The following is a 14,384-nucleotide window of genomic DNA, read 5'->3' as shown; positions in this document are numbered from 1 at the left end:
ACGAGGACAAACGTTTGTCTTGCAACCGATAGTGTTTTCGCACGTAAGAGCATCGCATTGAGCACCAAAACCCACCACGCTCAATGTAGTTTTGCAGATCGATGCTATCTCATATGCGAAGAACGTCTACGTAACGTTTCGTTTGCCCTCTCCTAAAGACGGGTTCGGGCTTGGGCTGAGAAATTTAGTACATAACCGCCCTGGTCGTGCACGGCCAGTGGACTATTCCAAGGTAGAAGGTACATGCAAGTGACAATCGTGGGAGCCGGCGCAATCGCTTTGGGTTATGCGGCGTATCTCATACAGAATGGACATAAACCGAAAGTTTGGTCTCCATCGGGAGCCCGGACTGCAGACTTCGTTGCTGGACTCCCCCTTCACGTGAAGGGAGCGGTCGAGGGAGAGTTTTACTTGGAAGTCTGCGGGAAAGCGGAAGATGTTGGCGGCGCCGATGTCATTATTTTGGCATTGCCGGCCTACGGATACCGATTCGTCCTCGACAGCATCATCCCTCATATCCGCGCACACCATAGCGTAATCATCAGCGCTCATCTTTCATTTGCCGCTCTCTACATTTCCCAGCGCCTTGCGGCGCGGGGGCTCGTCATCCCCATAGCAGCTTGGAGCACCACGGTGCTAACGTGCAAGACTCAGTCTGCGAGAGCTATCACGGTAGGCACGATCCGCGCCAAGGTCGACATGGCCGCATTTCCAAGCCGCCACATCCACCGGATTCATACCACTTGCGTTTCACTCTTCGGAGACCGGTTCGCACTGAAGGACGACATGCTGACGCTGACGCTCAGCAACATTAATCCGCAAGATCACATGGGTATTGCGCTAGCCAACTTGACCCGTATTGAGAAGGGCGAAAGCTGGAGCCAAAACTCCAATCTGACACCGACAGTCGGGAGGCTCCTTGAGGCTCTAGACCAAGAGAGACTTACCATCGCAGCAGCATTCGGAAAGTCAGTGAGAACGACCTTTGATCATTGCAGGCTGTCCTTTGGCGTGGTTGGTGACTCACTTTCGGCAATATCGGAGCAACTGGTCCGGCAGGGGAGTGATCCGCTCGGCCCGAGAGACATCGCCACGCGCTACGTGCTCGAAGACGTGCCGTTCGGGTTGGTACCGACGCTTCGACTCGCCGAACTGGCTGGGGTGAGAGCACCCTTGCACGAGGGCGGCGTGGTAATTCTCGGCGCTTGTTACGGTCGGGACTTTGTGGCGGACAACGACATTCTTCCCGAGATTGGACCGCTTCAAATCGACACCCTCAAGAGGCTTGTGGTCGACGGCTATGCCGTTCCAACCTAGATGCCATTACATCCGGCGCGGCGCTCGATGGGCGTCCGAGTCCGACGCCACCGACGCGATAGAAGCAGAAGTACTATGACGCAAATCCGACCTGGAGTTTATGAGAAACCAAAATGAAGACTAAAACGCTGCTGGTCGCCCTGTGCGCAACGTCCATTCCAGTTGCGGCATTCGCGTACGATGGAAAGGAACTTAATTCGGAGTCGACAGCGCTTACCCGCCAATTGAGTCGACAACCTCGAGTGGCGAGCTCGTTGGATTTGACATCGATCTGGGCAGGGTCGTGATTTCGGTTTCGCGCGAGGTCCGGCCGTCCACGACGCCGCCATCTTCGGTCCCGGCGTCAGCATCGGTGTGAGAAAGCGTGACAGGGCCCTGCTCGAAGCAATCAACGGTGCGATCGACAGTCTCCGCAAGGACGGGACGTATAACCGAATTGCAAAGAAGTACTTCACGTTCGACATTTACGGCAGTTAATCGACTTCAACTGCCCAGCAAAACAGACCGCGTGCCCGACCCAGGGTTGCGCATAAAAAAGCATCGAGACCCACAATATAAGGTTTGGAGACCTCAATGAAAATCAAAATTTTTGCAGCTTTCGTGATGTCAGCCGCCGCAGCTCCCGCAATGGCCCAAAGTACGGTGACGCTCTACGGTCTGATCGATGAAGGAATCAACTATACGAATAACGTCGGTGGCGACAAGCTGTTCGAGCTCCAGAGCGGTACGGTCCAAGGGAGTCGTTGGGGCTTGAAGGGAGCGGAGGATCTCGGCGGCGGTCTCAAGGCAGTTTTCCAGCTGGAGAGCGGCTTTAATGTCAATAATGGCAAGCTCGGTCAGGGTGGCCTGATGTTTGGGCGACAGGCGTGGGTCGGCGTCGCATCCAACCAATACGGGACGGTTACTCTCGGTCGACAGTACGACTCCGTCGTCAACTATCTGGCTCAAACGACGGCGAATGGCACATGGGGCGGGGGCATGTTCTCCCATCCGTACGACAACGACAACACGGACAACACCTTCCGTGTCAACAATACTGTCAAGTACACAAGCCCCGAGATTGCCGGCTTTAAATTTGGCGGCACGTACAGCTTTAGCAACGACACCAACTTCGCCAACAATCGCGCGTACAGCATGGGCGTCCAATACGTCATAGGCGGCCTGCTGCTGGAAGCCGCCTATCTGCAGGCGAACAACCAGTCGTCCACCGCCGGTGGTGCAATCGGGAACAATCCCGCTGCGGATGAAAATTTTCTGGGGAACAAGCTGCGCATCTTCGGCGCGGGGGCAACCTACACGTTTGGTTCGGCCAACGTGGGCATCTCGTATTCGAATACCTTCGTCGCCGATCCGGTGTCTTCGGGATACGTCGGCAAGATTACGCCAGCCTCGGGCACGCTTTCCAACCTGCGTTACCAGAATTTCGAAATCAACGGCAAGTACCAGTTCACGCCAGCCTTCTTCGTCGGGGCGATGTATACGTACACCCTGAGCGGTTTCAACGCCACCACTGGAAAGCTACAGCCGAATTACGAAACTGCGGGGCTGATGGCTGATTACTCACTGTCAAAGCGCACGGACGTCTATGTACAGAGTGCGTATCAGCACGTCGGTGGTGACCGTACTGGCAGCGTCCTCGACTTCGCCTTTGTGCCGGTGGCCGATGACGTATCGTCGAATCGCAATCAGGTGGTTGCGCGCGTCGGCCTGCGTCATAAATTCTAAACCGGGCCAGATATCGCTCGATTGACGTTCGTCCACGTTCCGAGCGAACCTGTTGGGCGGCGCCTTGCGCCAGCCCGGTTCCTACAGAAGCGGAGAGCGTCCTCACAAGCGCACCCACATGCCGGCCCTCCGCGGTGATCTCCTGCGAGTGTGTTTGCGCTTGCACATGTAGGCGCGCGTTCGTCGCATCAGCGCGTGCCTGCGTCGGCCCTTTCTTCGGCGCCCAACTGCCATAGGGTGATGGAACGGCTCAACCATATCCCGCCCCGCCTGACGATGCTGAAGCAAACTACTACCGGCAATTCAACAATACTGTTGCAGCCGGTATCGACTTAAACCAGGCGGCCTCCACGATTCCGAAGGCGATTCAAGCTACCCGATGGATCCTGTCACTTCTTGGTAGCCGAAGCTAACGGCAATCGGAAAGTCGCGCTATCTACGAATCGCAAAAGCTCCGCCTTCGACATGTGGTCTACACCGAGGCGCTTCAGATTACGGCCAGTTTGAAAATAGTTAACGCCGTTGATGGAGGAAGCGATTTCAATCACGGCTTTGATTGCCCGAGACTCTATGCCCACTCTGGCGCCGAGTTCGTACCACGGGACCAGGATATATGGAATATCTTCACATATATATCTATGTTGCATACGATTAGGCGTTTTGACCTTCGTGGAGTTATGAGTTTTCGATTGGAAAGCGAAATCGGAGAAGTTGGCACAATCTCCGCCGTAAAAGCCGATCATTTCCTCGAGGACTGTCGGCAGTCGAAAACCGAAAGCCTCTCCGATTTTCAATCGCTCATTGTCCAACGCCTCTATGACCCTTCCGACAGAGGGTGAGATCCCGTCACGATAGAAGAAAAAATCTCCTTTTGTACTTTCTATCCATCCCGTATTTAAAATACCCCCGACAGGATGGATGACACCATTATTCGACTGCATTCCAATTGCGAAAATGTTATCCCACCACAAGAGCCTTTCCGGAAAGATTGCGGTGATTTGCGATAACTGTTTCTCATCCATGGCGTTCGAAAAAGCAGCAATCGGCAAACAATTCTTAATTCCAGTGATCCGGACTTCGCCGTCCCTGACCGACGACGCATAGGGCGAGGAATTTGTCTCCAGAACTGCCTGCGGGTTTAGCTCTCTTGAACCCATTGGGGAAAAAAAATTGGCATTATTGACTATGATGACATGTCGACTCAAATCGAAACCTTTTAGATCACCAATGAGATCGTCATGCGCGTATGCTGGAACAGCAATCACGAGAAAACGCGAGAAGTTTACGGCCTCATCCATATCAGTAGTTACAGTCGGATAAAACTCACCCGTGATAGCCATGCTAGCCAACAAGCGACCGTTCGCTCGGATCGCATCAATATTACGACGATGATCTGGCTTCCCGTAAAGGAGAACTTCGAATCCACGACTAGCCAAATCGGCCGCGAAAGCGCATCCACAATTTCCGGCACCGATGATTGAAACTGGAAACCTTAATGGCATGTCCTCTCCGCATAAACAAACAGAAGTTTTCTGTGACGCCACCCAATATTGCGACGTCATGCAAGGCTGAACGCCGATCAGTAGTTGTGCGTTAGCACGACGACGGCACGCAACGAACGTGCCACCGCGGAACGAGGCCACCTCTTTAAACGGCTCATATACCGGTTAATGTGGTGAGGAGAACAAGACGCGATTCCTCGTCCAGTGCAGATCATGTCGCGAACGTTACAAATCCAGCATCTTGAGTTAGATCTGTCCGAATCTCGACGTGTTTGTAAGGCAATGCGTATTAACCACCGCTGAACAATCATCTGTGCGGAAAGGTTATAAGGCCAAAACGGTGTTTTGGCACTCGGATCGCGCAGGTATGTTGGTGCGAGCTTCTTACAACACGAGTTCCGCTGTCGGATACATCTCAATGATCTTCAATTTGGCGCCCTGGTGCCGTAGGCCCGCGAACACCTCCAATAGAGCCTCCCACTCTGTACGTAGGGGCGTTCATTCCATTTGTCGTCGCGTAGTAGCCGACGCTGCGCGACTGGGTCATCCGTCGTGAAGTGTTACAGACCCAATCGCGCGCCAGGACGGGACACGAAGGCACCGCTTGCGACAAACCGCGCGCCGTTTGTCGGGAATCCGACGTCGGCCCTATCAGCCGAGGCAATTTCGCGAAATGCGCCAAAAGTTCGTTCACCGGGGATTTCGAGCTTTCAGGCCGACATGGTGCGAAAGCTGCATGCAGACAGCTATCCGACCTGGGATATTTCGACAAACCGCGACGTCCCGTAACGCGGCTCAATTCCGTCCACGCTGAAATGGCCCCGACAGTTATCCGGTATGCGCCGTGTGGGCTTCGTTACCACACGCGATCGCGCTGGCACTCCTTTTTCGCGGGACCTTCGCAACATGAGAAAACTTTTCGTGATGACGCGCACAACGAAATTCTGCCTTCTGCGGTATGTCGGTTTGAATCGTGTCACGTTAGGAAATCCTCATATAGGTCACGATTCTTTTGAGACATCGGAGCAGTCTGGCTACAAGTTGGCAACCGAAAATCGGCTTTTTCGCACACGATTTAGAAAGCTGCGCGGGATTGCGTTCATGTTCTACGCGATTCTTCTCTTCGCAATAAGCAATGCGGTTGCGAGGCTCATTCCGGCAAGATATCCGGCGAACGAGATGATGTTCTTTCGGATGCTATCCGGATTAATTCCCGCCGCGTTCGTGTTCGGGACTCGCCGCATTCAATGGAAGGAACTCACGATATATCGCTTAGGCGGTCATTTCATCAGAGCCGTCACAGGGCTTGCCGCAGTAGGATTTTTCATTGCCGGCGTGCCATATCTGCCTTTATCAACTGCTGTAACGCTGAAGGAGACAGAAGCAATCTTTGTCTGCTTTTTCGGGATCGTGTTCTTGGGTGAGCGTTTTCGTCTACCTACGGCGATAGCGTCGATGTCCGGATTCGTGGGAGTCGCGGTGGCCTCCTCACCATTTAGCGCCAATGGCGGGTCGCTGCGCGCAATGATTCTAATTCTGCTAAGTGCTATGTTTAGCGCCGGTTCAGTCATCCAAGTCAAGAGACTCTCGCGAACTGACGAGCCAGCGACAATCGTCTTCTATTACACAATCATAGCGACGATTGTTAGCGGAGTGTCACTTTCCGTCGCTTGGGTAACGCCAGATCTAAGGGATTTCGGGTACATGGTTCTATTTGGGCTGACTGCAGGTGTAGCGCAACTTATGCTAACGATCGCAGTCGCGACTGTAGCCACCCCAATCGTCGCCTCATTTGGTTACCTTAGCATTGTATGGGCAATCATTTTCGACTATTTGATTTGGGGGGAGGTCATTTCTCTACAGGTAGCACTCGGAACGGTCATAATCATTGCAAGTGTGCTCTACCTGTCGTGTCGCGCCTAAATGATCCTTTGTGACAGAGCAATCTGCGCATGACCACGACCAGATACTGATATGACTTTCGCAGTCGAGTACCGCAAAGGTGACGACGCGAGCGACAGGACGCGCCGCTCAAGCTCGTCTTCTTCCAGATGTTCGACCGACGCCCAGCCCAGTCCTGCCGCTGCGGCAAGCTGAAGATACTGCGTGATCGTCCCCAGACCGACGCTGAGGGCGCCCTGCACGCTGGCGGTGCGTGAGATCGCATGCCCACTTCAGGCGGAGTCCTTCCTTGATTTTGCGCATGGTTGTCCGATGAGCCGGCATCGTCGGTCGCTCCAAAAACGGAGCTCCCTTAACGCCAGCGGATTGGTCTATGCGCTCGAGCGCAACGAGCAGATTTAGATCGAAACCCTTAAAACCCATTTCTCAACATATCCACGCTATAGATGCAAGGCATCAACGCAATCGATTTTACAAATCAATTTTTGTGTTGCACAGTGAAGCCTCTCGTTGCGGAAATCGGAATCGAAGTTGATTGATCGAATACTTCAAATTTATAAGTAGTACGACAATGTTTAGACGTGTCTCCATGATGACCATACATTTAGATGTATCTCTCGACGCGCCACCTAAGCTTACCGGAGCCGTGCCCGTCGCAGCCTTTCGGTTGGGACTATCGACCGTGAATCGGCCTACTGGCTCGATAATTGAACGAAACGGTCCAGAGCTGTGAAGGCCCTCAATTGCGTATCCGAGGCACGCGACGAGTGCCACGATCGCGCCGGATGTCGCGACGTCTACTTAACCTTTGACGACAGTACCAATTCCTTTTTCATACCGAATTTGCTCGATTTACTTGGGCCATTCCGGGTTCCGGCAACATTCTGCGTTATCGGCGCGTACGCAGCGGACCAGCCGAAGCTGATCCGACGGATGATCGCAGACGGGCACGAGGTCGCAGACCACACGATGACTCATCCGGACCTGTCCAGATGCGAACCCACCGAAGTACAACAGGAAATACTAACGGCAAGCAGGGTCATCAGGATGGCGAGCCCCCATGCTTCGCTGCGGTATATGCGTGCGCCGTATGGCATGTGGACCGAAGCAGTGCTCACTACGTCAGCGAGCGCTGGTCCGGCGCCCCTCCACTGGTCGGTAGACCCGCGAGACTGGTCTCGCCGGCGTGGACGCGATTGTCAGCGCAGTGCTGGCCTCTGTCCGGTTTGGCGCAATTGTGCTGTTGCACGACGGATGTCCTCCCGGCGAGTCAGGACGGTGCAGTCATGCTGGGCTGCGCGACCAAACCCTCATGGCGCATTCCCGCCTGATTCCAGCACTGCATGAGAGCGGATTTGTAATCAGCTCGCTACCCCAACCACACTGAACAAACCGACATCTATGAATGCCATTGCCGCAATCAGCACTGCCCCGGTTTTATTGTATACACTACTCTCGACTGTTTACAAAAGCGCACAGGCCCTCCATGGCCTACCGACGAGTGGTCCGCTGAAGTCGCCCAATGCCGCCGCCCCCAACTTTCTGCTGGACGTGGACGTCATCGTGCCGTGCTTTAACGAGGACCCGCGCACGCTTCGGAGGTGCCTGGAGTCCATCGCGGCTCAAGACTATGCAGGATGCCTGAACGTCTATGTGGTCGACGACGGCTCTGGCAATCTCGACGCCGTGAGGCCGGTATACGATGCCTACACGCGCGACCCGAGGTTCAACTTGATTACGCTTCCCCAAAATATGGGAAAGCGCAAGGCACAGATCGCCGCGATACGCTCTTCATCCGGGGAACTGGTACTTAACGTCGACTCGGACACGACGCTGGCGCCCGATGTCGTCAAGAAGCTCGTATTGACAATGCGAGACGCGACGATAGGCGCCGCCATGGGGCAGTTGACGGCCAGCAACCGGAGCGACACCTGGTTGACCCGTCTGATCGATATGGAGTACTGGTTAGCTTGCAACGAAGAACGCGCCGCACAGGCTCGCTTCGGCGCTGTTATGTGTTGCTGTGGTCCGTGTACCATGTACCGCCGGTCCGCGCTCCTTTTGCTGCTAGATCAGTACGAGACGCAACTTTTTCGCGGGAAACCAAGCGACTTCGGCGAGGACCGCCATCTCACGATTCTCATGCTGGCGGCAGGTTATCGCACCGAGTACGTTCCGGACGCCATTGCGGCGACAGTGGTTCCGGACAGACTGGGGGCGTATCTGCGCCAACAACTGCGCTGGGCGCGCAGTACGTATCGGGACACGTTGCTTTCGCTGCGCCTACTGCCCTGTCTCGATCGCTACCTTACGCTGGACGTGATCGGACTGAATCTGGGCTCGCTATTTCTCGCCTTATCGGTTCTAGCGGGGCTCGCGCAGCTCGCATTGACAGCGACAGTGCCGTGGTGGACTGCCCTGATAATCGCATCATTGACCATGATCCGCTGTAGCGTGGCTTCGGTTCGCGCTCGCCAGATTCGATTTCTTGGCTTTTCTCTTCACACACCCATCAACCTCTTTCTCTTGCTCCCCCTGAAAGTCTATGCGCTGTGTACATTGAGCAATAGCGATTGGCTGTCCCGTGGCTCTGCAGGCAACGCATCGAACGTTCGTGAAAAACAGGTCGATACGCCGAATCCGGCTACAAAGCCGAACGCGACTTCAGCGTCAAGAGCTGCGACTCCGCACCGTCGGCAGGATCACGCGTGTGATTCTTCAACATTAGCGACGTCTGACGAAGCATTCGATGACAATTAGTTAATCCTACATATAGATCTCGAATATTGCGCCAAACCAGCACCGCCCACCATCGGCACTGGTCCGCTTGAGTGCGATCGTCTCACGCAAAGGCTCGATTGTCGTCTTCCCAACGCCAGTGCATTCACCGAAATCCTGGTACTCCATTGTCAGTAACTCTCTCGCTTGGCAGGCAAGGATCTTCCATCGACCAGGGCGTTTTCGATCGGGCCGCGGCAGCAGAACGGCTTCTTTTTCTCCAAGACGAGTGCGTAATTTTCCTTCTTATCTCCATGTCCAAAGCAGCAATCAGCTTCACCGGCGTAAGGAAGTCATATGGCGACAAGATCGTAGTCGACGGATTGTCGTTCAGCGTCGCGCCTGGAGAGTGCTTCGGTCTGCTAGGGCCAAATGGCGCGGGCAAGAGCACGACGGTGCGTATGGTTCTCGGCATGGCGCCGCCCGACGCAGGCAAGATCATCGTGCTCGGGGAGCCAGTGCCGGCGCGCGCTCGCTCGGCACGTATGAGCATTGGCGTGGTGCCGCAATTCGACAACCTCGAGCCCGGGTTCACCGTGCGCGAGAACCTTCTGGTGTTTGGGCGCTACTTCGGCATGAGCACACGTGAAATTGAAGCGGTCGTGCCGTCGCTGCTCGAATTCGCTTGCCTCGAAAGCAAGGTCGATGCGCGCGTCACCGAACTATCCGGCGGCATGAAGCGGCGGCTGATGCTGGCACGCGCGCTGATCAACGATCCACAGTTGTTGGTCATGGACGAGCCTACAACGGGTCTCGACCCGCATGCGCGCCACCTGATCTGGGAAAGCCTGCGTTCCCTGTTGGCGCGCGGCAAGACGATCCTCTTGACCACCCATTTCATGGAAGAGGCCGAGCGGTTGTGCGACCGACTGTGTGTGCTGGAGGAGGGACGAAAAATCGCCGAAGGCGGGACTCGCGTGCTGATCGAAGAACAGATCGGGAGCCACGTGGTCGAGGTCCACGGCGGCAATCCGCATGAGCTGCGCGCGTTGATCGCGCCGCACGCGCAGCGTATCGAGGTCAGTGGTGAGACCCTCTTCTGCTATGTGTCCGATCCGGAACGGGTGTGTGTACAGTTGCGCGGGCGCGCGGCGCTGCGCCTTTTACAGCGTCCAGCAAATCTCGAGGATGTCTTTTTGCAGTTAACCGGGCGCGGGATGAAGGAGTAAACGATGAGAGAGTTTTATGCAGCGGCCCTGCCCGCGAACGTGTGGAACTGGGTTGCAGTGTGGCGCCACAACTATCTGGCATGGAAAAAAGTCGCGTTTGCCTCGATTCTCGGTAACCTTGCCGATCCTATGATTTATCTGTTCGGCCTCGGCTTTGGTTTCGGGATAATGGTAGGTCGCGTCGATGGCGCGTCTTATATCGCGTTTCTCGCGGCGGGTATGGTCGCCACGAGCGCGATGACCTCCGCGACCTTCGAAACGATTTACGCAGCTTTCTCTCGCATGCATGTTCAGCGCATGTGGGAAGCGATCCTGTGTACACGGCTCACGCTCGGCGATATCGTTCTCGGTGAACTGGCATGGGCCGCCACCAGGGCCTTTTTTGCCGGCATCGCCGTCATGGTGGTAGCCACCGTGCTGGGTTATGCAGCGTGGTCATCCATTCTCTATGCATTGCCTGCCATCGCCCTGACTGGCCTCGCCTTCGCGAGTCTGGCGATGATCCTCACGGCGCTTGCACCCAGTCACGATTACTTCGTGTTCTATCAAACGCTCGTTCTCACGCCCATGGTGCTCCTGAGCGGCGTGATCTTCCCGATCAGTAAGCTACCTGCCGTTTTTTGCGACGTAGCGCGCTTCTTGCCGCTCGCACATTCCGTCGACCTTATCCGTCCCGCGATGCTCGGACGCCCGGTGGGCAGTGTTGCCCTGCATACTGGCGCTCTCTGCATTTGCACGGTGTTGCCGTTCTTCCTGTCGGTGGCGCTGTTACGTCGACGCCTCATGTCTTAATGCCAGCGATGGTCGGCGAGCCACACCTCGTGGCAGCCGAACGTTTGGGCGGCCGGCGCATTACGCACGGTTTGCGTCAGCGCATCGCGCGCGTCGCCGTCGGGGTTCTCGACGTTGAGGAAAAGGCCGTAGCGTTGTGCGGAATCCGACATGGCAGGCCCTCTCGTGGAAAGGCCACGTCAAAGGCAAGTTTTGCGCCCACATCTCGCGGTACGTAAAGTCATGACGACGTCAGCCATGCCTCAGGCAGAAGCGCGACGCTGCGACCACGCCGCCGTGCGGCTGGGCAGGCCGAGCCCGCAACACGCCCGCGATGAAGCTCGTCACGCTCGACGAACGCAAAGCGGACCACGGCGCGCGGTGACGCGCGCACAATCGCCGCAGCGCGACCAGCGAGTCCGGGTCGATCAGATCCAATGGGCACAGCACCCGGTGGGCGCCTGACAGCAAAGCCTCGAAGCCTTCGGCACGGCTATCGTCGTCGATGGTCCCGGTGTGATGAACGAACTCGCCTCCGGCCGCCTCCACCAGCGCACGCAGCACGGCGTTGATGCTTGGCCGCCCGCCCACATAAACCCATCGACGCCCGCTCAATGCGCGCGTCAATGCGCGGTCGTCGAGCAGCGCCTGCTCAACCGCGAACAACTCGTGCTGCAGGCTCGCGACATGTGCCCGCGCGCGCTCCAGCGACAGGCTCGCACTGCTGTCGGGAAGGCATGTGCCGCGGTTCTGATTCATGACGGGCTGCGCTTCGGATCGCACCGTTACGGCAACGGCAGGCGGCATGGGTCTCATGGAGAGCGCCTCGTGACATGGCCCGCGAACCGTTCGCCCGCTGCCGGGGTGAGAAACCAGCTACGCACCGCGTCGTTCGTGTAGCGCGTCCGGCCGGCATTGACGCGCGTGCGGCGCCAGCCGATGCTCGGACAGCGGCTTCGCCCAGCCCCAGCAGTCGGCGCGCAGCGCGGGCGGGAAACCGACGTCGTCGAACGCGTGCCAAAGTTGAATCAGCCAGGGTTCGCGGCCCTCTTCGTCAAGCAGCAACGGCGGCCTGGAGCCCGCCTGCAGATGCGCATGCCGCTCGCCGTAATACAGCAGCCCGCCGCGGGACTCGACCACGAAGTCGGCCACCCGCGACGCGACACAATCGAAGCGGTGACCGACGCGTGCTGCCTACTCCGCTCCAAAGCAAAGCGCGTGGTCCGAACAGACGCCACAACTCGGCGCCTTGCAGATGGACAGGCCCTCGCGCTCGCACAGTTGCTTGTAGAAGAACTTCTTCCACTTCATGTCATGCGTATTCTTCGCGGCCAGCCGCGGAAACCAGTGGCTGATCAATGCGGACAACTCGCGCCGCGACGGCAGAAGCAGGTCTTGCCAAAGGTGGTTTTGCCCGAGGCTCGCGCAGGCCAATGCATGGGCCACGCAGTTCGCCTCGTCTGCCGGGCCGGCGCGCGGATCGGCATGGTGATTGAGCAATGCCACGAGGTCTTCCAGTTCGTCGTCACGCGGCATCGTGGCGGGCGACAAGACGCACGTAAGACCGAGCGCCGGCCCGGCACCCGGGAACCAGCGCGCGAGCATTCGGCGCGTCTGATCGGCGTCCAGTCCGGGCATCGGCAGCACATCGACGCCGTGGTGCTCGAACCCGCTCGACAGCACGCCGGCCAGTGCCAGCACGGTGGGATCGCCCGCATCCACCGCACACGCCATCAGGGTTGCATAGGCGTCCATCGCGGCATCGCTCAGAGAACGGCCGCCGCGTGCGTGTAGCACTTTTTCGGGCAGATCTTCGCGCACGCGGTGCAGCCGACGCACAGTTCCCGATGCACGATAATCATTACCTTCTTCTCGTACTCGTCGTCGTCTTCGTCGTCGCCGTCCAGTGCGATGTGCGCGCCGTCCTCGTTAAGCCCGACGAGTTGCAGCACGCCACGCGGACAGACACGGAAACAACGTCCGCAACCAATGCATTTTTCTTCGTCGAGCCTGTTGACGAACGTCGGCGTCCAGGTGGCGCCGCTCGGCAGCGTAACGCTGAAGGTCTCGCTCATGATGTGGCTCCATGGCTTCGCTGGTTCAGGCCGCTGCCGCAGCGGCAGCCTTGCGGGCTGCCATCAGCGCGGCGTGGGCGTCATGGCAGCGCTGGGCGACAGCGAGAATGTTCTCCCAGTTGGTCGGAAGTTCCTCTGAGAGGTCGTGCAGGTCCAACTTCGCCCGGGTCGCTTGCGCGTTGAGTTTCTTCAGGTGCGCCTTGAGTTCATCGGCATCGGTGCTCATCGTCTCGGTCCCCTCACGATTCCTTCAGGCGCCGTACTGTGCGACGGCGGGGTACATCCGGATCACCTCGACCGCTTCGTCGAGAAGCTTTGCGCCCGCCTGGGCGAGCTTCTCCAGCGAAGCGAAGCCGAACCGGTGTACGTCGCGCAACTGCGTGTTGACGACAACGAGCCGCCCCGCGATCAACACCATGCGGCCGAAGCCCTCGTGGCTCATCTTCATCATCGGCGAAACCATTTGGCCGGTCTCACGCTCGATCGCCACCGCAATCGCGCTATAGAAAAGCTCGAGCCGCCACAGCGTTTCGGGGTCGGGGTCGCCCATGATCGGAATCGCGCGGCGTTCCTCCGGCGTGTGGATGTACGGCTTGAGCAGTTGCAGGTCGGTCTTTCCGTCCCACACGCCGTGGGTGTCCTGCGCGCGCAACTGCTTGACGAGCTGCTGCACGAACGGTGCGACCAGCAGCATTTCGTCGCTGGCCTTGGACGGAATTGCGGATGTTTCAGCCATGGGATACCTCATCGTCTTCAAAGTCGTATACACGTTCGCCATCCTTCGCCAGCGCCTTGCGCAGCCACGGCGGCGGCGTGCCCTTCAGCACCTGTTGCAACTTGCCGAGAGTCTCCTCGATGGACTCGGGCCGCGGCACCTTGATCGGGTGAATCTTCAGCGCAACCACTCGAGCCGCGGCCGAGCCGCCGATTGCGGCGACGTACAGGATCGCGCAATCCTTGACGGCTTCGAGCTTGGGCGCGAGCTTGTCCTCGTCGCCGTCCTCTTCGAGCTTGCCACCAAAGTCGAACGCCTCGACGAACTGGTAGCCGTCCGGTGTGACGTCGTAGGTGACGATGCTCCTCGCCCAGCCAAAATGCGCATCGACGAACTGCCTGTCCTGGGTGGCGAACGCGATCTTCATGCT

17 protein-coding genes are annotated in these 14,384 nt (G+C 57.5%); 8 read left to right on the top strand and 9 right to left on the bottom strand.

Annotated elements, in window-relative coordinates; all coding sequences use genetic code 11:
* The first annotated feature begins 243 nt into the window (after positions 1-243).
* The 3 genes from HDG32_RS28415 to HDG32_RS28405 all read left to right on the top strand — a co-directional run bounded on the left by HDG32_RS28415 (position 244) and on the right by HDG32_RS28405 (position 3,042).
* Positions 244-1,317, top strand: coding sequence for an NAD/NADP octopine/nopaline dehydrogenase family protein (locus tag HDG32_RS28415; RefSeq protein ID WP_184072374.1), 1,074 nt, complete (start codon positions 244-246; stop codon positions 1,315-1,317).
* A gap of 327 nt (positions 1,318-1,644) precedes the next feature.
* Positions 1,645-1,794, top strand: coding sequence for a transporter substrate-binding domain-containing protein (locus HDG32_RS36745; protein WP_184072404.1), 150 nt, complete (start codon positions 1,645-1,647; stop codon positions 1,792-1,794).
* Between the two features lie 96 nt (positions 1,795-1,890).
* Complete coding sequence (locus HDG32_RS28405) at positions 1,891-3,042, top strand: porin (protein ID WP_184072372.1); 1,152 nt, start codon at positions 1,891-1,893, stop codon at positions 3,040-3,042.
* Positions 3,043-3,431: 389 nt separating this feature from the next.
* Here HDG32_RS28405 and HDG32_RS28400 read toward each other — a convergent pair whose 3' ends face one another.
* Positions 3,432-4,544, bottom strand: coding sequence for an NAD/NADP-dependent octopine/nopaline dehydrogenase family protein (locus HDG32_RS28400; protein WP_184072370.1), 1,113 nt, complete (start codon positions 4,542-4,544; stop codon positions 3,432-3,434).
* 906 nt (positions 4,545-5,450) lie between these two features.
* On the opposite strand from HDG32_RS28400, the gene HDG32_RS28395 reads away from it, so the two are divergent.
* The 5 genes from HDG32_RS28395 to HDG32_RS28370 all read left to right on the top strand — a co-directional run bounded on the left by HDG32_RS28395 (position 5,451) and on the right by HDG32_RS28370 (position 11,185).
* Positions 5,451-6,467 carry a DMT family transporter gene (locus tag HDG32_RS28395; protein WP_260336628.1) on the top strand — a complete coding sequence of 339 codons (1,017 nt, stop codon included), beginning with the start codon at positions 5,451-5,453 and terminating at the stop codon, positions 6,465-6,467.
* A gap of 708 nt (positions 6,468-7,175) precedes the next feature.
* Positions 7,176-7,793 carry a polysaccharide deacetylase family protein gene (locus HDG32_RS28385; protein ID WP_311540440.1) on the top strand — a complete coding sequence of 206 codons (618 nt, stop codon included), beginning with the start codon at positions 7,176-7,178 and terminating at the stop codon, positions 7,791-7,793.
* A gap of 54 nt (positions 7,794-7,847) precedes the next feature.
* Positions 7,848-9,206, top strand: a complete 1,359-nt coding sequence (gene nodC / locus HDG32_RS28380) for a chitooligosaccharide synthase NodC (RefSeq protein WP_184072366.1) — start codon at positions 7,848-7,850, stop codon at positions 9,204-9,206.
* A gap of 272 nt (positions 9,207-9,478) precedes the next feature.
* Complete coding sequence (gene nodI, locus HDG32_RS28375; RefSeq protein WP_184072400.1) at positions 9,479-10,393, top strand: nodulation factor ABC transporter ATP-binding protein NodI; 915 nt, start codon at positions 9,479-9,481, stop codon at positions 10,391-10,393.
* A 3-nt stretch (positions 10,394-10,396) separates the two neighbouring features.
* Positions 10,397-11,185: an ABC transporter permease gene (locus tag HDG32_RS28370; protein ID WP_184072364.1), complete on the top strand. Its 789-nt coding sequence runs from the start codon at positions 10,397-10,399 to the stop codon at positions 11,183-11,185.
* Here the strand turns inward: HDG32_RS28370 and HDG32_RS28365 are convergent.
* The 8 genes from HDG32_RS28365 to nifX form a co-directional block, all read right to left on the bottom strand.
* On the bottom strand, positions 11,182-11,337 hold the full coding sequence (locus HDG32_RS28365) for a hypothetical protein (RefSeq protein WP_260336627.1): 156 nt from the start codon (positions 11,335-11,337) through the stop codon (positions 11,182-11,184). The two genes, HDG32_RS28370 and HDG32_RS28365, sit on opposite strands and share 4 nt — an antisense overlap.
* 79 nt (positions 11,338-11,416) lie before the next feature.
* On the bottom strand, positions 11,417-11,923 hold the full coding sequence (locus tag HDG32_RS28360; protein WP_260336626.1) for a DUF2325 domain-containing protein: 507 nt from the start codon (positions 11,921-11,923) through the stop codon (positions 11,417-11,419).
* A 117-nt stretch (positions 11,924-12,040) separates the two neighbouring features.
* On the bottom strand, positions 12,041-12,304 hold the full coding sequence (locus tag HDG32_RS28355; RefSeq protein WP_311540438.1) for a hypothetical protein: 264 nt from the start codon (positions 12,302-12,304) through the stop codon (positions 12,041-12,043).
* Positions 12,305-12,358: 54 nt separating this feature from the next.
* Complete coding sequence (locus tag HDG32_RS28350) at positions 12,359-12,919, bottom strand: nitrogen fixation protein NifQ (protein WP_184072362.1); 561 nt, start codon at positions 12,917-12,919, stop codon at positions 12,359-12,361.
* Between the two features lie 11 nt (positions 12,920-12,930).
* Complete coding sequence (fdxB, locus tag HDG32_RS28345) at positions 12,931-13,239, bottom strand: ferredoxin III, nif-specific (RefSeq protein WP_184072360.1); 309 nt, start codon at positions 13,237-13,239, stop codon at positions 12,931-12,933.
* A 25-nt stretch (positions 13,240-13,264) separates the two neighbouring features.
* On the bottom strand, positions 13,265-13,465 hold the full coding sequence (locus HDG32_RS28340; protein WP_105512102.1) for a CCE_0567 family metalloprotein: 201 nt from the start codon (positions 13,463-13,465) through the stop codon (positions 13,265-13,267).
* A gap of 24 nt (positions 13,466-13,489) precedes the next feature.
* Positions 13,490-13,975: a NifX-associated nitrogen fixation protein gene (locus HDG32_RS28335; RefSeq protein WP_184072358.1), complete on the bottom strand. Its 486-nt coding sequence runs from the start codon at positions 13,973-13,975 to the stop codon at positions 13,490-13,492.
* Entirely contained in the window at positions 13,968-14,381 is a 414-nt protein-coding gene (nifX, locus tag HDG32_RS28330; protein ID WP_184072356.1) for a nitrogen fixation protein NifX, read from the bottom strand. The genes HDG32_RS28335 and nifX overlap by 8 nt, the downstream gene beginning before the upstream one ends.
* Positions 14,382-14,384: the final 3 nt, after the last annotated feature.

This window comes from Paraburkholderia sp. CI2, from assembly GCF_014201055.1.
In the GTDB taxonomy this organism is placed as follows: Bacteria; Pseudomonadota; Gammaproteobacteria; order Burkholderiales; family Burkholderiaceae; genus Paraburkholderia; species Paraburkholderia tuberum.
Note: the sequence above shows the minus strand (reverse complement) of the source record. Positions and strands in the feature narration are given on the sequence as shown.